Origin of the sequence: Janthinobacterium leeuwenhoeki (assembly GCF_051380795.1) — a bacterium.
Taxonomy (GTDB): domain Bacteria; phylum Pseudomonadota; class Gammaproteobacteria; order Burkholderiales; family Burkholderiaceae_D; genus Janthinobacterium.
Map to the genome: position 1 here is coordinate 18,507 of NZ_JBNYXT010000037.1, position 21,019 is coordinate 39,525.

Genomic DNA, 21,019 nt, shown 5'->3' on the forward strand with positions numbered 1-21,019 from the left:
TTATTTCCTCAAATCGATGACGACGGGCTTGATCTCTTCAGCCTGGAAGATCATCGGCGCCGCGGGGGCAGGCGCCGCGCTGCGCGGTGCAGGCAGGCTGATGGCGGCGGGCGCCACCGCCCTGGCCGGCGTTTCCTGGCGGCGCGGCTTGGCGCTGGCGCGGCGGCCCGCTTTCGGCGCGGCGGCAGGCGCCGGGGCCGCAGCCGGCGGCGCCGGGATCACGCGCCCGTTGTTGTCGCCAGGCATGCTGGCGATGACGGGGCCCGTGGCGCGCAAGGCGTCATCGGCAAACGGCTGGGCGCGCGTATCGACGCCCGGCGGCACGGCCACGCTGGCGTTGAGCAGGCGATTGTCCGTGTAAATCATGCGCGACAAACGGTTGTAGTTGGGGAAGTCGATATTCAGCGATTTCGCGTCCGCCGCCAGTTCCACGCGGGGACGGTCCTTGCAATTGCCGACCGTCCACTGCAGCACGTCCGTGCCCTGGAAAGCCAGCACTTCATAGCGGTAGGCGCAGCCGCGCTCCTGGGTTTCCACGATCACGACGGTGCGCTCGCCCACGTTTTCCACGCGCGCCACGCGGGCCGTGATGGCGTTGGCCAGCGGCACGACGCGAAACGCCTGCGACAGCTTGATCGAATACTTGCCCTTCGGATCCTTGCGCAAGGTGCCTTCCGTGCCGTCGCGCAAGCGGAAGGTGGACATCGGCGTGCCGAACAGCTCGGCCGTATCCAGGCCCACCATCACGCCGCCACGGCCATTCGGCGTCATGGCGCAACCCGTCAACAGGACGCCAACTGCCACGCCGGCGATCAATTTGCGCCAGTGCGCAGATGCAAAATTCTTATACGTTGTCATGCTGGATAACTTTCTCTTATTTCGGGGTCAGGGATGGATCACGGCCAGCGGATTGCCCGGTCCTGGCGGCGGCAAGACTTTCTGGCGGTCGCGCGACAGCAGGGTAAAGGCGCCCAGGGTGTCCGGGCCGGCGACGATTTCCAGCTGCTCGCGCTGCAACCAGGTGCGGATTTCCGCCTCGGTCGCCTCGGCGCGGAACAACACGCGCGTGCGCACACCCGTCTCGACGCCGCTGCGTTGTGGAGCACCGTTGCGGAACTCCGCATTGCCGACGACAGCATTCTCTTTCGGCAGGAACAGCCACGCCGATTGCACCACCATCACGCCGGCGGCCACGGCCGTGACGAGCTTCAGCCAGCGGCTGGCATTGGCCGCCTGCACCGGCTTAGCTACCGGTGCCAGCGCATCGGCCGGTGCGATCTGCAACTGCTGCAGCCCCTGGCGCAGCAATTGGCGGTAGGCCACGCGGCCATCCTTGCCCAGCTCGCTCGACAGGGGCGTGCCCGTCAGCGCATAGTCGTCGCCGGGCAAGGCCACGCGGGCGATCACGCCCGGCGCCGCCGGGGCGGCATTGGCGCGGCCATGCGTTTCCAGCCAGCGCGCCGCCTGCAGGCGCTCCTGGCTGAACACGCCCAGGCAGGCGCCCAGGTCCGTCACGGCCAGATTCACGGGCATGTCGCACAGCACCAGGCCCGCGCGCGGATCGGCGGGCGCGTCGCGCTCCTCGACCACCAGGCCGCAGGCGTCCGCATACGCTGTGTCGGGCGTGACGAGCCAGCCGCGCCAGCGCTGCCGCGTACTGTCCCAGGCATCGAGCAGAACGGCGCCGAAGCCGGGATGGCGCGCCAGCAAGTGAATCTGTCCACCGGCGATGGGGCGGGCGGCCAGCGGCGCGGCATCGCTGCGGCGCGCAAAGCGGGCCAGTACGTGTTCCGGCACGGCAATGCCGCGCCAATCGGGGGTAGTGCCCTCCACCTCACCATCCAGCATGTCGATGGAAGTCGGGGGCGACGGCAGGCGCGCGGCAACGATGGCCAGTGTGGGCGTCAATGCAGTCATGCCGGTGGCCTTTCATCAGTATTCGGGTGGGTAGACATGGGGTCCATGTGCAGGGATAACGCGGCCACGCACAAAATATCCAAAACTATTTGCGCCGCCTGCATGTCGCGCGCGGCCAAGGCATCTCCCACGCGCAGCTTGAGCAGGCTCAAGACCCAGCTGCCCAGCAAGGTGGCGCGGTGGGCCGGTTCGACGATCTGGCGTCCCGCGCTATTGGCCTCGCCCTTCTGCTTGTGCACCAGGCCCAGCTTGCCGCCGTGGTAATGCGCGGAAGCGATCTGCTCGGCCAGTTCCTTGACGGGCATGCCGCCGCAGCCGCAATGGCGCAGCAGCAAAATCAAGTCGCGCGGCAAGGTGGCGATAAAAACGTCGGCCGCGTCACGCACCTGCTGTGGCGTCAGCTGGTAGTCGCGCAACGGTTCGGCATAGGCGTCGGGCGCGCGCAAGTCGCAGCCTTCCTGCGCATCGGCATCTTCGTCATCGCGCTGCTTGCGCAGCTGGTCGATGATGAAGCGCTTGAAGTACAGGAACAAAGCGCCGACGTGGTGGGGCGCGGCCTCGCTGTCGCTGTGCAGGACTTTTTCGATGAAAAACTGGTGGCGCAAGTCGGCCAGCGAGTCGCCCAGCGACGCCGCCTCGCGCGGGCGGCATGGCGTCAGCGCGGCGATGACGCGCTGGTAAAACTCGCCCAGTTCGCCTTGTGTCAGCTGCAGGCGGCGGGTCCAGAAAGCATGAATCCGTTCAAATTGTTCCGATTGCACAGCCGGTCCGATCGTGTGTTGGGCGGCACGCGCCATTGGCCGGGAGCAAGGCTGACCGGTAAAGAGGAATACGCTGGACAACAAGACAAACTTGTCAGTCAGGTAAAATGCATTCAGGCAATTTTCTCATACCGTACGGGAAATCGCTAACTTTTGTTACTTTCACGACAATTCCCGAGACCCCGATGCACCGCCTGATTCCCCTGTTTTTCAGCCTGTTCTTTTTACTGGGCAGCAACATGGCGCACGCCGCCGTGCCAGCGGCTGCCGGCAAGCGCATCGCCCTGGTGATCGGCAACGCGGCCTATCCGCAGCCGCTATTGAATCCCGTGAACGATGCGCGCGCCATGGCCGAACGCCTGCGCCGCCTGGGCTTTGACGTGCTGTTGCGCACGGACATCAATGCGCAACAGCTACAAAAGGCGTCGGCCGAGTTTTCCACGCAGGCGCGCGGCGCCGATATCGCCCTCGTGTTTTACGCGGGCCACGGCGCGCAGGCGGGCGAAGCCAACTATGTGTTGCCGCTGGGCGCCAACATGCAGGCGCTCAGCGCCGCCGCCATCGCCGCGCAGGGCGTGTCCGTCGCCAGCCTGGCGGGCGACTTGCAGCGCACGGGCGCGCGCGGCGCCGTGCTGATCCTTGATGCTTGCCGTCAGGAATATACGCGCGGCGGTGCAATGGTGCCCGTGCCCGGTGGCGGCAACGCGGCCAGCCACGGCTTTGCAGATACGGCCGCTCCACGCGGCGTGGTAATCGCCTATTCGGCGGGACCGGGCGCCCTGGCGCGCGATTTCTGGTCGCCCGATTCGCGCAACAGCCCCTACACGAGCGCCCTGCTCGACGCGCTCGATGCGCCGGGCTTGAGCATGAGCGATGTGTTTTCGCAAGTGGCGGCAAGAGTGGCCGCCATGACGCACGACGTGCAAAAAACCCGCGTGTCGTTTGGCGAAACGTCGGCGCGCCTGGTGCTGAACATGGGCAGCGGCAAGGGCGTCAGCCAGCCTCCAGCCAGCGTGCTGGCCGGTGCGCAGGGCGGCGTGCGCTCTCCTGCGCCAGCGGTGGAAAAGCCGGCCGCCCCCGGCGCCAAGGTGTGGCCTGGCAATGTACTGCAAGACATCAACTATGAAATCCGCATGCAGATCGCGGCACGGCCGTTTCCCCGCCTGCAGCTGGAAAAGCGCGCGCGCAGTGGCGACCTGGTGGCGCTGACGGCCCTCGGCTATGGCATCGGCGGTGGCGATGCCGGCATCAAACAGCCGAAAACGGGCATGCAGTGGCTGGAAAAGGCGGCCGCGAAAGACTTTCCCATCGCCCAGACCTATCTGGCCGAATTGCTGATGGTCAAGGGCGACCCCGCCTCATTGAAACGGGCCGGCGTGCTGCTGGACGCCGCCTCGCAAGCAGGCTACACGGCCGCCCATGCGTATAAATTTGACCTGGCCCGGCGCACGGGCGCGCCGCCGCAGGATGCTGCACGGCATTTGCAGGACGCCTTCATGGGCTTGATGAAGGATTACCAGGGCGCTGCCAAGGACTTGCTGCAGCCGCAAAAAAAATAATTCAAAATAATTTTAGATTTCCCTGAACTGCCCCCGTTATCCGTGGGTACATGCAATACAGCATGACAGTGACCAGGGAAATCCCATGCAAGCATCGAGCACGGCAGCAACCATTAGCACCGGCCAACGGGGCCGCATCCTCGCCTACCAACCGAGCGGACAAGGTTCCGTCAGCGTGGCCGGCATTCAACATGTTTTCGACGTCAGTACCCACTGGCGCTCGGACGTGGCGCCCGCCATCAACGCCGTCGTCGACGTGCGCTTCGATGACGCCGGCAGCCTCGCCAGCGTCAGCGCCGTGGCAACGCAGCAACTGGCGCAGGAAGAGATGGCCGGCGCGGCCAAGCTGGCGCGCGACAAGGGCCAGCAACTGTGGGGCCAGGCCGTGTCCTCCTTGGGCATCAAGGTGCTGGCCAGCCTGGGCGTCCTGATCGCCGGCGCCTTTATCTTCAACACCCTCGGCATCCGTTTGTTCACCTCCGTTTCGCGCACTTATTGGCAGCTGCTGGGCCTGTCCGCCGACAGCCTGGAAAGCTTTGCCCGCGATGGCGGCGGCGGTTTTACCTCCGCGCAATTCTTTTTCCTGCTGGCCATTGCCGCCTGCTGCGCCACCATGGCCAGCAAGCACCCGAAAGCGGCGCTGGGCAAGTGCGCACCGCTGCTGTTCGTCGTCATCCACAGCAGCTTGCTGTTGATCAAGATCAAAGGCGCCGTCAGCGATGCGGGCAACGCCATGGGCGGCATCATGGGTAGCCGCGCGGCCCGCATGGCCGAGCAGATGGCCAGCGAAATGCTGGGACAAGTGTGGCAAGGCTTGTCGTTTGGTATCGGCTTTTACCTGGTGCTGGCGTCTTCCATCGTCCTGGCCGCTTACGGCCTTGGCGAATACAAACGCAAGACCATCGGCTAAGCCCTGCATTCCCCCTACACACACTCATACTGAAGGAAATACCATGAACCGCACTCTCCCCGCCCTGCTCGCCATCGCCGTGATCCTGTCCGCCTGCGGCAAGACAGATAAGGCCACACCAGTCGCTTCTGCCCCCGTCGCAGCGAATGTCGCCGACCTGGCCGCCAAGGCGCAAGTGAAGGCGGCCGCCGCCAGCCTGCCGCAAGCGGACGCTGCCACGCCAACGTCCAGCTATGTCGACATCACCAGCGGCAACCAGTTGATGTACAGCTACATCGCCCTGTCCGGCGTGCCGCCCGACTATGCGGCCGTGGCGCAGCGCATCTCGCGCGACTATGCGGGCAGCAACGATACCTTTCGCAAGCAGGAAGTGCTCGACGCGCTGAAACCGCAGATCGACGCCAAGGTCAGCGAAGCGAAAACCAAACGCTACCTGCGCTACCAGATCAATGGCCAGGGCGCGCTGTCGCCGTACGCGATGGACAAGGCAGCCTTCCCCGCCAAGTTCGCCGAAGCGGGCACGTATTACTACATGTACGACAACGGCGACTACAAGCTGGCGTTCACGAATGGCGACGGTTATTCTTTGCTGAAAGTGGAGCAGGAGGCGGCGCGCAAGATCGAGGCGGCGCGCAGCGGCTACAAGGACTTCGCCATCATCGTGTATGCCTACGCCCAGGAAGCGGACATGGCCAGCAACCAGGTCAAGGCGCAGATCGTCAAGGTGGCGATCAAGCTGAACGGGGAAGAAATTCCTGTTCAACAAGCGATGTAAACCCCAGGTCAGGTACCGGGGTCGGTCGCTGCGCGATCGGAAAGTGCCCCATTGGGGCGCTTTCCCCCGCAGGGTCCGACCTCAGCCTGCGTTTTGGGTTCACGACCTCGTCACTTGCAGTTACACTATTCGCCAACAACATCGAGAGTGAGACATGGGCGAACCAACACAGGCGGAACAACAACTGGCAAACGGGCAACGGCTGCAGCAGCAAGGCAAGCTGATCGAGGCGATCAACGCCTACCAGGCCGCCTATAAACTGAACCCGGCCCTGGCCGAAGCACAGCATTTCCAGGGACTGACGATGCTGGAGCTGGGCCAGGGCGCCATCGGCCTGGGTTTACTAAAACTATCGCTCAAGCAGCAACCCGACAACGCCCTGTTCCACTACAACCTGGGCAACGTGCTGCGCGGCACGGACAGCGAAGCGGCGCTGGCCAGCTACGCCACGGCGGCGCGGCTGGCGCCGCACGAGCATGATTTCGCCATTCTTCACGCGGAATTGCTGCTGGGAAAACAGCGTCTGATGGAGACCATCGCCGAACTGGAACGGGCCCACGCCCTGCGCCCGCAGCGATGGCAAACCCTGCAGGGACTGGCCGAGCTGTATTACCGCACGGGACAGCAGGAACTGGCGCTGGCACGCTATGCGCAGGCCCTGGCGCTGCACCCGGCGCTGGCGCAAACGTGCCGCATCGGTTTTGCCAGTCCGCAAGCGGAACAGGCAGAGACTTTGACACCGATCAACGTCGCGCCATCGCTGCACGATTTCCTGCGTGAAACCGACCTGCACATCCTCGACGATTTCCTGCCTGATCCCACCGCCTGGCGCGCGCAGGCGCTGGCTCTGCCGTTCGAACAGCAGCGCTATGCGGGCCAAAACTATCCGGGCAGCCAGACGGCGGGCCAGCCTTGCCAAGCCATCATGGAACGCATCGCTTCGGCGCTGGGCCGTCCCATCCGTTTCATTTCTCCCGACAATGGCTCCTACCGCCTCAGCTATGCGGATGCGATGGCGCGCACGGATATCCATGTGGATAACGAGACGGGCAACAATTTCAATTTCTATGCGGGCGTGCTGTATCTGAACCCGCCCGAGCAATGCCAGGGCGGCACCACCTTCTGGCGCCACCAGCCCAGCGGCTGGTACCGGCGCTTGCCCGAGGCGGACGTGAAAGCGGGCGGCTACGCCAGCTTCAAGGATTTCCAGAAGCGCTGGCTGCCGAACAGCAAAGTGCAGAAATTCAACGACTTGCAGGAACAGCGCGACAGTTGGCAAGCGCTGCTGGAAGTGCCCATGCGCCACAACCGCCTGATCGTGTACAAGGGCCACTACTTTCACTCGATCAGCAATGTGTTTGGCGACACGCCGGAGAATGGGCGCCTGGTGCAGCTGTTCTTTTTTGAAGTGCCCGATTAAAACCCCAAAGCAGAATCCGGGGTCAGACCCTGAGGGGCTGACCCCAGCATTTGCCGTTGGGTTTAATACATATCCGCCGCCGTCGCCCGCACGGCTTTCAACAGCATATCCGCTCCCGGCGACAGCAAATGGTCCTGCTGCCGGATAATGCCGAACGCATCCATCTTGCACGGCAATTCGATGGGCAAGATGCTCAGCACGTTCAACGACTCGTAGTAATGCGCCACTTCCGTCGGCATCACGTGCAGCGAATCCGTCTGCTGCAGTAAGGACGTGATCAGGAGCAAGGCGGTGGTGTCGACCACGTCGACAGGCGGCTCCAGGCTCGCGCGGCGGAACATCATGTCGAAACGGTGGCGCAGGATGCTGCCTTGCGGCGGCAAGATCCACGGCTGGCGCGCCAAATCCTTCAATTGCAGATTCTTGCGCGACAGCAGCGGGTGGCCATTGCGCGCCACGGCGCTGGCCGGCTCTTCCGTCAATTCCTCGTAGATGAGGCCGGCGCTGCTTTCCTTTTCCAGGATGCGCCCGATCATGAAGTCCAGCGTGCCATGCTGCAACATGTCCATCAGTGTGTTGCTGTGCTCCAGGTGCACGCCGATGCGCATCAAAGGCGCCTGCTGCTTGATGCGGGCAATCGCGCGCGGCAGCAAGGCCATGGCCGGCGTCATGATGACGCCCACTTCCACCTGGCCCGTCAGGCCCGACTTCAGGGCGACGATGTCGTCATGCGCCAGCGACAGGCTCGTCAGGGCCATGCGCGCGTGGCGTATCATCGTCTCGCCGTAGATGGTCGGCTCCATGCCGCGCGGCAACCTGTCGAACAGGCGCACGTCCAGCATCTCTTCCAGGTCCTTGATTTGCTTGGACGCGGCCGGCTGCGTCATGTGCAATTCTTCCGCCGCGCGGTGGATGTTGCGCTGCTCGTCCAGGGCGATCAACAGCAGCAATTGCCGTGTCTTCAGGCGGGCTCGCAAGAACCAGTTGGGGTTGAGGGTATCCATGAATAAATCATATCATGATCGATATCAGTTTTAATTCAATATCGATACTACTGATATCGGTGTGTCTGCTGCATCGTCAGCAAGCGTTCAGGATGCCTTGCAGGCGGCGCCAGGATTGGCTGCCGGTCCATCCGTTTGCTGGATGAACTCGATGCCGCCGTCCGGCTTGTACGCAAGTCTGTGTTGCTTCAACATAAAGCTTAACTCCCCTTGGTATTTTTCTGGCCCATGGCCATCAGTCTTTGCACGACGCAAAAGACGAACAGCAGGCCGCCAATGACGATCTTGGTCCACCACGAGCTGAGCGTGCCGTCGAAGGCGATCAGGGTCTGGATGGTGCCCAGCACCAGCACGCCTGACAGGGCGCCCGCCACATAGCCGTAGCCGCCGCTGAGCAGGGTGCCGCCGATGACGACGGCGGCAATCGCATCGAGCTCCGTGCCTTGCGCATGCAAGCCATAGCCGGAGAGCATGTAAAACGAAAACAGCACGCCGCCCAGCGAGGCGCAAAAGCCGCTGAAGGCGTAAATCAGCACCTTGGTGCGGCCCACGGGCAAGCCCATCATCAGGGCCGACTGTTCATTGCCGCCGATGGCATACACGGCGCGGCCGAACGGCGTGGCGTGCGCCAGCCAGATGGCCAGCAGCAAAGTGATCACGGCAATCACCACGCCGGGCGAGACAAAGCCGCCCAAGAGCCCCAATTGCGTCTGCGACATGGCCACGAACAGCGGATCAGCTATGGTGATGGAATTGATGCTGATCAAATAGCACAGCCCGCGCGCCAGAAACATGCCAGCCAGGGTGACGATGAACGGCTGCAATTTGAAATAATGGATCAGCGCACCCATGCCGGCGCCAAACACGGTGCCCAGCGCCAGCACGGTGGCGATCACCAGCAGCGGCGGCCAGTGCGCCACGTGGAGCAGCCAGGCAGCGATCATGGTCGACAGGGCCAGCACGGAGCCGACGGACAAATCGATGCCGCCGGAAACAATCACGAAGGTCATGCCGACGGCAATCACTAGCAAAAAGGCGTTATCGATCAATAAGTTAAAAATGACCTGCGTCGACAGCAGGCCCGGATAGGCGGCGCCGCCCAGGCCCAGCATCACCAGCAGCAGCAAGACCGTGACGAGCGAGGTGAAATACGGGGTGTGCAGCAAGCCCTTCATGCTTTTCTCCGATGCAGCAATTGCTTGAATTGCGACGATTGCGACAGGCAGACGAGGAACACGACGACCGACTTGACGACCATGTTCACTTCCGGCGGCACGCCCAGCGAATAGATCGTATAGGTCAGGGTCTGGATGATGAGGGCGCCTATCATGCTGCCCACGAGGCTGAACTTGCCGCCGGCCAGGGACGTCCCGCCCAGGGTGACGGCCAGGATGGCGTCGAGTTCCAGCATCAGGCCAGCATTGTTCGCGTCCGCGCTCTTGATGTTCGAGCTGATCATCAGGCCCGACAGCCCTGCGCAGGCGGCGCAAAAGACGTAGACGAAGAAGATCAATGTCGCCGTCCTGATGCCGGCCAGGCGCGCGGCGACAGGATTGATGCCGACAGCCTGGATGAACAGCCCCAGGGCCGTCTTGCGCATCAGCACGGCCGTGATGATAAACACGGCAGCCACGAGAAACAGCGAGAACGGCAAGCCGAACAGGTAGCCGCTGCCGATGAAGAAGTACGGTTGATAGTAGACGGTGACGATTTGCCCATCCGTCAACAGCTGCGCCAGGCCCCGCCCGGCCACCATCAGAATCAGGGTCGCGACGATGGGTTGCAAGCCCAGGCCGGCCACCAGCACGCCATTCCAGGCGCCGCACAGCAAGGCCGCGCCCAGGGCCGCCGCCAGTGCCCAGCCCATGGGGATGTTGCTCACATACGTCGCCACGCCATTCTCCATCACCATGGTGCCGCCGATCAGCATGGCGGCCACGGTGCCGGACAGGGCCACGACGGCGCCCACGGAAATATCGATGCCGCGCGTGGCAATCACCAGGGTCATGCCCAGCGCGGCCAGCATCAAGGGTGCGGCGCGGTTGACGATGTCGATCACGCTGCCGTACAGGTGACCGTCGCGGATTTCCAATTGGAAAAAGCCAGGGATGGCGAAGAAGTCGACCAGCAGCAGCAACAGCAACGCGGCCAGGGGGCGGCTCAAAGGGTGGTGCAAGACACTCTGCAACATGGAAGCATTCGTAAGGGAAGCCGCACGCGCCAGTGGCGCGCTGGAGGGTGTGGATAAACTCATGTGGCATCTCCGGCGATCACTTGCAGCACGGAACTGTCGTCCAGATCGCCACGCGCATAGTCGCCGCAAGCCTTGCGATCGCGCATGACGACGATGCGGTCGCTGCAGCGCAGCACTTCGGGCAGCTCGGACGAAATGAACAGAATCGCCATGCCCTTACGGCACAGCTTGCTCACATAAGTCATGATTTCCTGCTTGGCGCGCACGTCGATGCCGCGCGTCGGTTCGTCTAAAATCAGCATGGCGGGCGAAGTCAGCAGCCAGCGCGCCAGCAAGGCCTTTTGTTGATTGCCGCCCGACAGGCTGCCGATGGGCGTCTCGATGCTGGCCGTCTTGATGCCCAGCGCCTTCACATATTCGTCGGCCAGCGCCTGCTGGCGTTTGAACGGGATGGCGCGCAGCAAACCTGTGCGGGCTTGCAAAGCCAGGATGATGTTTTCGCGCACGGACAGCGACAAAATCGCCCCCTCATGCTTGCGGTCTTCCGAGCAAAAGCCGATATCTTGGGCAATCGCGTCGCGCGGTACGCTGAACTGGCGCGGCTTGCCCTGCATGGTGATGGAGCCGGAATCGGCCTTGTCCGCGCCAAACAGCAAGCGCGCCAGTTCCGTGCGGCCCGACCCCAGCAAGCCGGCCAGGCCCAGCAATTCGCCCTGGCGGATGTGGAAATCCATGGGCAGCAAGGCGCCCTTTCGGCCCAGGCCCTGCGCTTCCAGCACGGTGGGGCCAAAGCTGGCGGTGCCCGCGTCTTGCGCCAGGTCCAGCGTATGTTCCTGCGTGTCGGCCGCCACGCCGATCATTTTATTCACCAGTGCCAGGCGCGACAGCTCGCTGCACGCGTATTCCCCTTCCCGCTCGCCATTGCGCATCACCGTGATGCGGTCGGAAATGGCGTAGGTCTGGTCCAGGAAATGCGTCACGAACAGGATCGCCATGCCCTGCTCGCGCAGGCGGCGCAGCACGGAAAACAGCAGAGTGACTTCCGCCTCATCCAGGCTGGACGTGGGTTCGTCGAGGATCAGCACGCGGGCCGAAATGTTCAGCGCGCGCGAAATGGCCACCATTTGCTGGATCGCCAGCGGGAAGCTGGACAATGGCGCCGTGACGTCGATATCGATCTGCAATTGCAGCAGCAAGGCACGCGCCTGTTGCTGCATGGCACGCCAATCGATGATGCCGATGCGGCGTGGATAACGGCCGATAAAAATGTTTTCCGCCACCGACAGGTTCGGGCACAGATTGACTTCCTGGTACACGGTGCTGATGCCCAGCGCCTGCGCATCCGACGTGGACGCTGGGGCGATGGCTTTGCCGTCGAGCAGGATCTGGCCGCTGTCGGGCGTGTAGACGCCCGTCAGCACCTTGATCAGGGTCGACTTTCCCGCGCCGTTTTGCCCCATCAAGGTATGCACTTCCCCCGGATACAGGCGCAGGGCAACATCGCTGAGGGCTTTGACACCGGGAAAGGCTTTACTGATGCCGCACAACTCCAGCAGGGGAGCTGGCGCGGCCTTGTGATGCGCTTGCGTCTTCATCATGCGGCAAGCTTAGTACTTACGGTTCGGAAATTCCTTGGCGGCCACCTCGGCAGGGAACACACCTTCGACCGTCGTGATGCGCGCTGGCACGGGCTTGCCGGCCACCACGTCGCGGGCGATGGACATCAGTTGCGGGCCCAGCAGCGGGCTGCATTCCACGGTGACATTCAGCTTGCCGGCGATCATGGCTTCGAATGCGCCTTTCACGCCATCGATGGAGATGATGATGATGTCCTTGCCCGGCTTCATGCCCGCTTCTTCGATGGCCTGGATGGCGCCGATGGCCATGTCGTCATTGTGCGCATACAGCACGTTGATCTTCTTGCCTTCGGCCTTCAGGAACGCCTCCATCACTTCCTTGCCCTTGGCGCGCGTAAAGTCGCCCGTTTGCGAACGGATGATCTTCAGCTTGGCATTCTTGCCGATGACTTCCTGGAAGCCTTCCTTGCGGTCGATGGCCGGCGCGGAACCCACCGTGCCCTGCAGTTCGACGATGTTCAAGGTGGCGTCCGGGGTTTTCTTGGCGTGCTCGAGCAGCCATTGTCCGGCGCGGCGGCCCTCTTCCACGAAGTCGGAACCGATGAAGGTCACGTACAGCGATTTGTCGGCCACATTGACGGCGCGGTCCGTCAAGATGACGGGAATCTTGGCGGCCTTGGCTTCGCGCAAGACGGTATCCCAGCCCGATTCAACGACAGGCGAGAAAGCGATCACGTCGACCTTTTGCGCAATGAAGGAGCGCAGCGCCTTGACCTGGTTTTCCTGCTTTTGCTGGGCATCGGCAAATTTCAGCGTGACACCGTCTTTCTTGGCTGCCTCCTTGATGGAGACGGTATTGGCGGTGCGCCACTCGCTCTCGGCGCCCACCTGCGAAAAGCCCATGACCAGGGGCTTGGCGGCGAAGGCGGACGCGGTAGCGAAGGTGGTGGCGGAAAAGGCCAGCAGCATGGCGCTGGCGAGGAGTGTGCGGCGTGTCAATGTCATTCTTGTCTCCAGTTTTTTTGGAATACCATCACAGCCGAATGCCGGATGGGCGGTTTTTTATGCACCCATGGTAGGAGAAAGCAACATAGCCATCCAATCAATTCTTTTTCGCTTGCGATACCGATTTGCGTATCAGCTGGCACACATCTCCTGGCCCCTTACCGTTTGGCGAGCGGTAATTGGCCGCTTTGATGGCGGTTCAAGTCGCGCGCATCGACTTGCGGCCGGCCCTTGGTATGCGGAATGGAAGAGTCCGGCCCCACCCACATGCCTTTGTAGATGCCCGTGCCCAGGTGCGCGGCGCACTGGCCGTAGTCATTCTTGTTGCTTGCGGGACCGGGCCTGGCTAGACAGTACGCTGGTACATCAGTACGATGACATCCGACCCTGCAACAACGCCCTGGACGTTTTGTCAGACCCAGCCGGCGTCGACGATGAACTCTTGACTGGAGCACATCGCTCCATCATCGGAAGCGAGGAACAGCACCATGGCGGCGATATCTTGTGGCATCAGCTTGCTTGGCAAGCACTGGCTTTTCTTGATTTCCACTTCGGCGGCGTCGTCGACCCACAGCTCGATCTGGCGCTGCGTCATGACCCAGCCAGGCGTGACCGTGTTGACGCGGATATTGTGGGCGCCATAATCGCGCGCCAGACCCCGCGTGAGGCCCACGACGGCCGCCTTGGTGGTGGCGTAGACGGGATAGCCGCCCGACTTCATGTGCCAGGAAATCGAGCTGACGTTGATGATGGAACCGCCGCCCTGGCGCTTCATGCCTTCCAGTACAGCCTGGCACGTGAAGAACATGGGACGTTGATTGATCGCAATACGCTCGTTCCAGTATTCCAGCGTAACGTCCTGCGCCTGGTGGCGCTGGTCATTGGCCGCGTTGTTGACGAGGATATCGAAGTCGCCCAGCTCGCCTGCCAGTTCGGCCATGGCGGCTTGCAGAGAGGCAATATCCGTGATGTCACAATGGCGGAACAAGGGCGCCGTCAAACCCGCTGCGGCCAGGCGGCGGCACAGGGCCTCGCTCGCTTCCACGGCGATATCGACAAACGCCACCAGCGCGCCCTGGGCGGCAAATTCCGCCACCAGGGACTCGCCGATGCCGCTGCCGCCCCCCGTGATGAACACGCGCTTGCCCTGCAAGCTGCCATATTTCGCCAATTGCTTCATCTTGTCTCCACCTGTTTATTTATATTTTTGTGATTAAAGTTTGCCCAGCACGCCATCGTGACGGCGCCATATGCCCAGCGGATTATCGTCGCGCAGCGATTCCGGCAGCAAGTCCTGCAGCAGGTTCTGGTAAGACACGGGGCGCAGGAAGCGGTTGATGGCCGCCGTGCCTACCGACGTGCTGCGGCCGTCCGAGGTGGCCGGGAACGGGCCGCCGTGCACCATGGCCGTCGACACTTCCACACCCGTCGGGAAACCGTTGGCCAGGATGCGGCCCACGCGGCGTTCCAGCACGGGCAGCAAACGGCGCGCATCAATCAGGTCGCCCGCATCCATTTGCAGGGTGGCCGTCAGCTGGCCTTCCAGGCTTTCCGTGATCGCCAGCAATTGTTGCATGTCGCGGTAAGCCACCAGCAGCGAGGCCGGGCCGAAGACTTCATCGCGCAAGTCGTGCCTGGCCAAAAACGCCTCGCCCGAAGTGACGAACAGGGCGGCGGCGCCCTTGCCTTCTTCGCCCGCGTTTTGCACCAGCGGCGTCACATCGGCGTGCTGCGCCAGGGCGGCCACGCCCTTGGCATAGCTGCTGGCGATGCCAGCCGTCAACATGGTCGCGGCAGGCGCCGGCGCCAGCGCTTCGGCCGCAGCGGCGGCAAAGGCCGTGAAGTCGGCTCCTTCCAAGCCCAGCACCAGACCGGGATTGGTGCAGAACTGGCCCACGCCCATCGTCAGCGAAGCGGCAAAACCGCTGGCAATGGCCGCGCCACGGGCGGCCAAGGCTTGCGGCAGCACAAACACGGGGTTGATGCTGCTCATCTCCGCATATACGGGTATCGGTTGCGCACGCTCCGCCGCCACCTTCATCAGGGCGATGCCGCCCGAACGCGACCCCGTAAAGCCCACGGCCTGGATGGCCGGATGGGCCACCAGCGCCTGGCCGATGCCATTCCCCGTGCCTGTCAGCAAGGCGAATACGCCGGCCGGCAGCTGGCACAGGGCAATCGCCTTGACGATGGCGCGCGCCACCAGTTCCGACGTGCCCGGGTGGGCCGAGTGGGCTTTCAAGACGACGGGGCAGCCGGCCGCCAGGGCCGAGGCCGTATCGCCACCGGCCACGGAGAAGGCCAGCGGGAAATTACTGGCCGCAAACACGGCGACGGGGCCCAGGCCGATCATGCGCAAGCGCAAATCTGGACGCGGCGGCGTGCGCTCAGGCAAAGCCGAATCGATGCGCGCATCGGTCCAGGAGCCTTCGCGCAGCAAGCCAGCAAACAATTTCAATTGACCCACCGTGCGGCCACGCTCGCCTTCCAGGCGCGCGCGCGGCAAGCCGCTTTCCGTCATGGCGCGCACGATCAGTTCGTCGCCCAGTTCGCCGATTTGCGCGGCGATGGTGTCCAGGAAATCGGCGCGTTGCGCATCCGTGGTGGCGCGGAACGGGTCGAACGCGGCTTGCGCCAGACGGCAGGCCGCGTCGATTTGCGCTGCGTCCACCATGTGGAAGGCGGGCGCGATGTGCGCGCGCGCAGCCGGGTCCCACGCTTCGAAGGAGCCGCCATTGCCCTTGACGGCGACGCCGCCGATCAATGCATCACCGGTGATGTTGAAACTCATAATGTGCTCACTTTCGCAAATGCGGTTGGAAAGACATCGAGCCGGTTGCGCAAAGCAGGGCCAAAGGCCGGCGCTTCGATTTCAAAGGTTTCGCCCGGCGCCACGCTCACGCCATCGGCAAAGCTCAAGGTGGCCGTACCGAAGAAGTGCACGTGCACGTCGCCAGGGCGCTGGAACAGCGGATACTTGAAGTGATGGTGTTCCAGGTTGGCAATCGTGTGCGACATATTGTCTTCGCCGCTGACAAACGCCTTTTCCCAGCGCACATTGCCGGCAGTGTCCAGCACGCGCGAATTGCCGGCGATGTGCGCAGGCAATTCCCCCACCAGCAGGGCCGGCCCGACGCTGCAGGCACGCAGCTTCGAGTGGGCCAGGTACAGATAGTTCTGGCGTTCCGTCACGTGGTCCGAGAATTCATTGCCGATGGCATAGCCGACACGGTAGGGCTGGCCATCGTCGCCGATCACGTACAGGCCGGCGATTTCCGGCTCTTCGCCGCCATCGAGGGCAAAGTCCGGCATGCGCAGCGGCTGGCCGCTGGCGCGCACGATGGAGCCGTCGCCTTTATAAAACCACTCGGGCTGGGCGCCAGCCGTGCCGTCAGCCGGCTTGCCGCCTTCCACGCCCAGGCGGAACATTTTCATCGAGTCGCTCAACGACTCCGCATCGCCGCCTATCTTCTTGTGCATGGCGTCGCGCGCGCCGGCGCTGCCCAGATGGGTCAAGCCCGTACCCGTCACGTAGCAGTGCGCCTCGTCCGCGTGGTCGAGCGGAGGCAATACACGCCCGGCAGCGGCCACGTCCGCATAGGAGTGCGTGGTGTTGCCGACAGTGGCATTGACCAGCTCCGCCAGGTTGACCTTTTTGCGGATGGCGTCTTGCGCCAGCGCATACGTGGTGTTGTAGCCTTCGATGAAGCGGATCTGGTCGTCTTGCAGCAGGCCGACGAGGCGCTCGCCGTGTTCATTCGTAAATTGCAGCAACAGCATGGAATTCTCCGCTTAATGTGAGTGGCGCGGCACGGCGGAACCGCGATTGCCGACCAGGAAGTCGAAATCGCAGCCTTCATCGGCTTGCAACACGTGTTCGATATACAACTGCTGGTAGCCGCTCTTCGGCCCGGGCGCGCTGCCCAGCTCGCGCTTCGCCAGGCGCTCGGCGATTTCCGCGTCGCTGATGTCGATGTTCAGGCTGCCATTGTGGCAATCGAGGGCGATCATGTCGCCATCCTTGACGATGCCCAGCGGGCCGCCCGCCATGGCTTCCGGCGCCACGTGCAGCACAACGGTGCCGTAGGCGGTGCCGCTCATGCGCGCGTCCGAGATGCGCACCATGTCGGTGATGCCTTGCGCCAGCAGCTTCGGCGGCAAGCCCATGTTGCCCACTTCGGCCATGCCGGGATAGCCTTTCGGGCCGCAATTTTTCATCACCAGCACTGAATTAGCATCCACATCAAGGTCCGGGTCGAGAATGCGCGATTTATAGTGCTCGAAATCCTCGAAAACGACAGCCTTGCCCCGGTGCTGCATCAAATGCGGCGAGGCGGCCGATGGTTTCAGGACGGCGCCGCGTGGGGCCAGGTTGCCGCGCAGCACGCAAATGCCGCCATCGGCAAGCAGCGGGTTGTCCAAGGTGCGCACCACTTCATCGTTGTAGATGGGCGCTTCGACGCAGTTGTCCCAGAGCGACTTGCCGTTGACGGTCAGCGCATTCTTGTGCGGCAGCAAATCGCCTTCGCCCAGGCGGCGTATCACGGCCGGCAAGCCGCCCGCGTAGTAAAACTCTTCCATCAGGAAACGGCCCGAGGGCAGCAAGTCGACGATGGTCGGCGTGCCACGGCCTACACGGGTCCAGTCTTCCAGCTCCAGGGGCACGCCGATGCGCCCGGCAATCGCTTTCAAATGGATCACGGCATTGGTGGAACCGCCGATGGCGGCGTTGACCTTGATGGCGTTCTCGAACGCCGCACGCGTCAGCACTTTCGACAGGCGCAGGTCTTCGTGCACCATTTCGACGATGCGAATGCCCGACATGTGCGCCAGCACGTAGCGGCGCGAATCGACGGCGGGAATGGCAGCGTTATGCGGCAAGGACGTGCCCAGCGCTTCCGCCATGCTGGCCATGGTCGAGGCCGTGCCCATGGTGTTGCAGGTACCGGCCGAGCGCGACATGCCCGATTCGGCCGACATGAACTGGTGCAAGGTGATCGATCCCGCCTTCATCTGCTCGTGCAACTGCCACACGGCCGTGCCGGAACCGATATCCTTGCCATTCAGTTTGCCGTTCAGCATGGGGCCGCCGCTGACGACGATGGTGGGAATGTCGACGCTGGCCGCGCCCATCAGCAGCGCCGGCGTGGTCTTGTCGCAGCCGACCAGCAGCACGACGGCGTCCATCGGGTTGCCACGGATCGATTCTTCCACGTCCATCGAGGCCAGGTTGCGCGTCAGCATGGCCGTGGGGCGCAGATTCGATTCGCCGTTCGAGAAGACGGGGAATTCCACGGGGAAACCGCCCGCTTCCAGGATGCCACGCTTGACGTGCTCGGCCAACTGGCGGAAATGCGCGTTGCAGGGGGTCAGTTCGGACCAGGTATTGCAGATGCCGATGATGGGCTTGCCATGGAATTCGTGGTCAGGTATGCCCTGGTTTTTCATCCAACTGCGGTACATGAAGCCATTCTTGTCTTGCGAGCCAAACCACTCGGCCGAGCGCAGGGCAAGCTTCTTTTTTGTCTCCGACATGCCATTCTCCTGGTTGTGCCAAGCCAGATCTAAGGTCGTCGGCCCGGGCAGCGATGTTGGAATACTAAAGAATCCAGCCATGCCTTTCCAATCATTTTTTAATGCGTTCCGATATCGAAAACGGTATCGGCATGTCCCAATGAAAACGCCCTGCGGGCGCGTGGCGGCAGGGCGTGGGCTGTTTTTGCTGGGGTGCTTACTCGGCGGAAAAGCGGTACACGGTTTGCGTCCGATACACCTGACCCGGGCGCAAAATGGTGCTGGGGAAGTGGGACTGGTTCGGCGCATCCGGGAAATGCTGGGTTTCCAGGCACAGCGCGCCACGGTAGCGGATGGGGCCCTGCTTGCCGTGCTGGCTGCCGTCGAGGAAATTGCCCGAATAAAACTGGATGCCCGGCTCCTGCGTGTACACCTGCATCAGCCGTCCCGAAACGGGCTCGCGCACGCTGGCGGCCAGATTCAGCAATTTCCCCGGCTTTTGATTCAGCACAAAGTTATGGTCATAGCCCCGGCCGATACGGATCTGCTCATGCGGCAAATCGATGCTGTCGCCGATGACGGTGCTCTGGCGCAAGTCGAACGGTGTGCCGGACACGTGCGCCAGTTCGCCCGTGGGGATCGACCCCGCATCGACGGGCAGGTAGCGGTCCGCGTTGATCGTCACCTCATGGCCGAGGATAGTGCCCTGCCCCGCCAAGTTGAAATAGCTGTGGTTGGTCAAGTTGACGGGCGTGGCCTGGTCCGTCACGGCGTGGTAGCGCAGGCTCAGGGCGTTGTCGTTGTCTAGTTCGTACACGACGGTGACGTCCAGCTTGCCTGGATAGCCGTCTTCGCCGTGCGGGCTACTGCGCGTGAACGTGATGCCGACGGTATCGTCCCTGGTGAACGGCTCGGCCTGCCACATGACCTGGTGAAAGCCCTGGTTGCCGCCATGCAAATGATTCGGCGCATTGTTGACGGCCAACTGGTAATCCTTGCCGTCCAGACTGAAACGTCCCTCGGCGATGCGGTTGCCGAAGCGCCCGATGACGGCGCCCAGGAAAGCGCTGTTGGCCAGGTAGGGTTCGATGCGCTCGAAACCCAGCACCACATCGGCAAAGTTACCGTCGCGGTCGGGCACGTGGATTGCGCTGATGATGGTGCCAAAGTCGAGCACTTTCACCTGCATGCCCTGGCGGTTCGTCAGGGTAAATGCGCTGACGTGTTGGCCATCGGGCAAGATGCCAAATGGTGCTTGCGTCACTGAAACAGAATCAACTGGGGTCATGGCGTCGGCTCCGGAGCGTTGCAGGGTAGATGAGCGGCCAAACACGGGCATGCCTTGCGCATCCCGGCGTAGCGGCTTGAAAAACATGTGGCGGTCTGGGTTCCACAGGCGGGCGCCGACGATGTCCGGGTAGCTGCGGGCATGGTATTGCGGATCGCATACATACGGTGCTGGAACAATTTATCTTTGATTTCGCGGCTCGGTGCGGCGGCCAGCCCGGCGATGCTGTCGGCGCGGCGCACCCCGCTGACGGTCACGACCGACACTTCCGCCGCAGACTCGCCACTGGCGTCCGCCACCACCGCGTCCTGTGCCCATACCGAAGCCGTGCTCAGCAAGCCGATACAGGCCAATGCCGCAACGGTTGCCTTCAAGATGAATGGACGAGGAGAAGTGGCCGCGAGCGGGCCGGTGGTGTTGCGCATCATGCATCTCCAGATACTGTATTGATATCGTTGTGCTGCTTGCATGTCGTTCGCATGCTCGGCGTTTATCTTAAGGGCTGGACGACAATCCCTCCAATCAATTTTTCCGCAGTTTCGATATCAATTTTGATATTGGAGCCAGGAGAACTTTGACGCATGCAAAACGACAACGTCAAGCGCGTCAGGAGCGTTTTCGGGTGGGCAACGCACAAGAAAGTGGCATCCCTGGTAAGCAGCGACAGACCTTGTCAGGCTCGCGGAAGTCATAGTGGGATTGGGGATGCGGCATGCAGCCAGCGTGGCAATGCCGGCTGGATAAAACGGGGGTCTTGATTTGTCTGGTGCGGCTGGCGGGGATCGAACCCACGACCCTTGGCTTCGGAGGCTCGTTAGACGACTACGAAAACTGGCTTATTTTACTGTAACTCCTTGAATTTACATCATATTCCCACGTGCAAAATTAGGCAAGCAAAGGAAAGGTTGGGAAGAAAATCGGGGGTAATTTTTCCCAAATTTTTCCCAAGTTGTGGAACAGGGGTGATGAAGGTGATCGCAAAGCAGACTCCATCCAGCAGCTATCGCAACCTGCAGACCCCTGCTACAAACCAAATGTGAACAATGGTCACCCAGCCAACCATGCAGACAAATTCTCTGGGCGAACATAGACGAC

General features: G+C 62.6%; 18 protein-coding genes. 4 read left to right on the forward strand and 14 right to left on the reverse strand.

From position 1 onward, the window contains the following. The 3 genes from ACQ4WS_RS21775 to ACQ4WS_RS21785 are packed head-to-tail and all read right to left on the reverse strand — an operon-like array spanning nt 1 to nt 2,678. Nucleotides 1–858: a hypothetical protein gene (locus ACQ4WS_RS21775; protein ID WP_436479100.1), complete on the reverse strand. Its 858-nt coding sequence runs from the start codon at nt 856–858 to the stop codon at nt 1–3. 27 nt (nt 859–885) lie between these two features. Then, on the reverse strand, nt 886–1,917 hold the full coding sequence (locus tag ACQ4WS_RS21780) for a hypothetical protein (protein WP_436479101.1): 1,032 nt from the start codon (nt 1,915–1,917) through the stop codon (nt 886–888). Beyond that, the gene (locus tag ACQ4WS_RS21785; RefSeq protein WP_436479102.1) at nt 1,914–2,678 is read right to left on the reverse strand and encodes a hypothetical protein; all 765 of its coding nucleotides are present in this window, start codon (nt 2,676–2,678) and stop codon (nt 1,914–1,916) included. Before ACQ4WS_RS21785 ends, ACQ4WS_RS21780 begins: the two co-directional genes overlap by 4 nt. Nucleotides 2,679–2,863: 185 nt before the next feature. Here ACQ4WS_RS21785 and ACQ4WS_RS21790 point away from each other — a divergent pair, with 185 nt between their 5' ends. The 4 genes from ACQ4WS_RS21790 to ACQ4WS_RS21805 all read left to right on the forward strand — a co-directional run bounded on the left by ACQ4WS_RS21790 (nt 2,864) and on the right by ACQ4WS_RS21805 (nt 7,342). Beyond that, nucleotides 2,864–4,237, forward strand: a complete 1,374-nt coding sequence (locus ACQ4WS_RS21790; RefSeq protein ID WP_436479103.1) for a caspase family protein — start codon at nt 2,864–2,866, stop codon at nt 4,235–4,237. Nucleotides 4,238–4,322: 85 nt separating this feature from the next. After that, on the forward strand, nt 4,323–5,147 hold the full coding sequence (locus ACQ4WS_RS21795; RefSeq protein WP_436479104.1) for a hypothetical protein: 825 nt from the start codon (nt 4,323–4,325) through the stop codon (nt 5,145–5,147). Between the two features lie 43 nt (nt 5,148–5,190). Next, nucleotides 5,191–5,922: a hypothetical protein gene (locus tag ACQ4WS_RS21800; protein ID WP_436479105.1), complete on the forward strand. Its 732-nt coding sequence runs from the start codon at nt 5,191–5,193 to the stop codon at nt 5,920–5,922. A gap of 154 nt (nt 5,923–6,076) precedes the next feature. Continuing rightward, nucleotides 6,077–7,342 (forward strand): DUF6445 family protein, encoded by a 1,266-nt coding sequence (locus ACQ4WS_RS21805; protein WP_436479106.1) that lies wholly within the window; start codon nt 6,077–6,079, stop codon nt 7,340–7,342. Between the two features lie 62 nt (nt 7,343–7,404). Here ACQ4WS_RS21805 and ACQ4WS_RS21810 read toward each other — a convergent pair whose 3' ends face one another. From ACQ4WS_RS21810 to ACQ4WS_RS21860, 11 genes are all read right to left on the reverse strand, one after another. Then, nucleotides 7,405–8,346, reverse strand: a complete 942-nt coding sequence (locus ACQ4WS_RS21810) for a LysR family transcriptional regulator (RefSeq protein WP_436479107.1) — start codon at nt 8,344–8,346, stop codon at nt 7,405–7,407. 200 nt (nt 8,347–8,546) lie between these two features. Further along, entirely contained in the window at nt 8,547–9,521 is a 975-nt protein-coding gene (gene yjfF / locus ACQ4WS_RS21815) for a galactofuranose ABC transporter, permease protein YjfF (protein WP_436479108.1), read from the reverse strand. After that, complete coding sequence (locus tag ACQ4WS_RS21820; protein WP_436479109.1) at nt 9,518–10,600, reverse strand: ABC transporter permease; 1,083 nt, start codon at nt 10,598–10,600, stop codon at nt 9,518–9,520. Before ACQ4WS_RS21820 ends, yjfF begins: the two co-directional genes overlap by 4 nt. Beyond that, a complete protein-coding gene (locus ACQ4WS_RS21825) occupies nt 10,597–12,138 on the reverse strand; it encodes a sugar ABC transporter ATP-binding protein (RefSeq protein ID WP_436479110.1) in 1,542 nt (513 codons plus the stop codon). The genes ACQ4WS_RS21820 and ACQ4WS_RS21825 overlap by 4 nt, the downstream gene beginning before the upstream one ends. A gap of 9 nt (nt 12,139–12,147) precedes the next feature. After that, the gene (locus ACQ4WS_RS21830) at nt 12,148–13,122 is read right to left on the reverse strand and encodes an ABC transporter substrate-binding protein (protein WP_436479111.1); all 975 of its coding nucleotides are present in this window, start codon (nt 13,120–13,122) and stop codon (nt 12,148–12,150) included. A gap of 412 nt (nt 13,123–13,534) precedes the next feature. Continuing rightward, nucleotides 13,535–14,302 carry an SDR family NAD(P)-dependent oxidoreductase gene (locus tag ACQ4WS_RS21835; RefSeq protein ID WP_436479112.1) on the reverse strand — a complete coding sequence of 256 codons (768 nt, stop codon included), beginning with the start codon at nt 14,300–14,302 and terminating at the stop codon, nt 13,535–13,537. Nucleotides 14,303–14,335: 33 nt separating this feature from the next. Continuing rightward, nucleotides 14,336–15,913: an aldehyde dehydrogenase (NADP(+)) gene (locus ACQ4WS_RS21840; RefSeq protein ID WP_436479113.1), complete on the reverse strand. Its 1,578-nt coding sequence runs from the start codon at nt 15,911–15,913 to the stop codon at nt 14,336–14,338. Continuing rightward, nucleotides 15,910–16,902 (reverse strand): AraD1 family protein, encoded by a 993-nt coding sequence (gene araD1 / locus ACQ4WS_RS21845; RefSeq protein ID WP_436479114.1) that lies wholly within the window; start codon nt 16,900–16,902, stop codon nt 15,910–15,912. The genes ACQ4WS_RS21840 and araD1 overlap by 4 nt, the downstream gene beginning before the upstream one ends. Before the next feature lie 12 nt (nt 16,903–16,914). Next, nucleotides 16,915–18,657: an IlvD/Edd family dehydratase gene (locus ACQ4WS_RS21850; protein ID WP_436479115.1), complete on the reverse strand. Its 1,743-nt coding sequence runs from the start codon at nt 18,655–18,657 to the stop codon at nt 16,915–16,917. Between the two features lie 196 nt (nt 18,658–18,853). After that, nucleotides 18,854–19,924 (reverse strand): aldose epimerase family protein, encoded by a 1,071-nt coding sequence (locus ACQ4WS_RS21855; RefSeq protein ID WP_436479116.1) that lies wholly within the window; start codon nt 19,922–19,924, stop codon nt 18,854–18,856. Beyond that, a complete protein-coding gene (locus tag ACQ4WS_RS21860; protein WP_436479117.1) occupies nt 19,921–20,352 on the reverse strand; it encodes a hypothetical protein in 432 nt (143 codons plus the stop codon). The genes ACQ4WS_RS21855 and ACQ4WS_RS21860 overlap by 4 nt, the downstream gene beginning before the upstream one ends. Between the last annotated feature and the right edge of the window lie 667 nt (nt 20,353–21,019).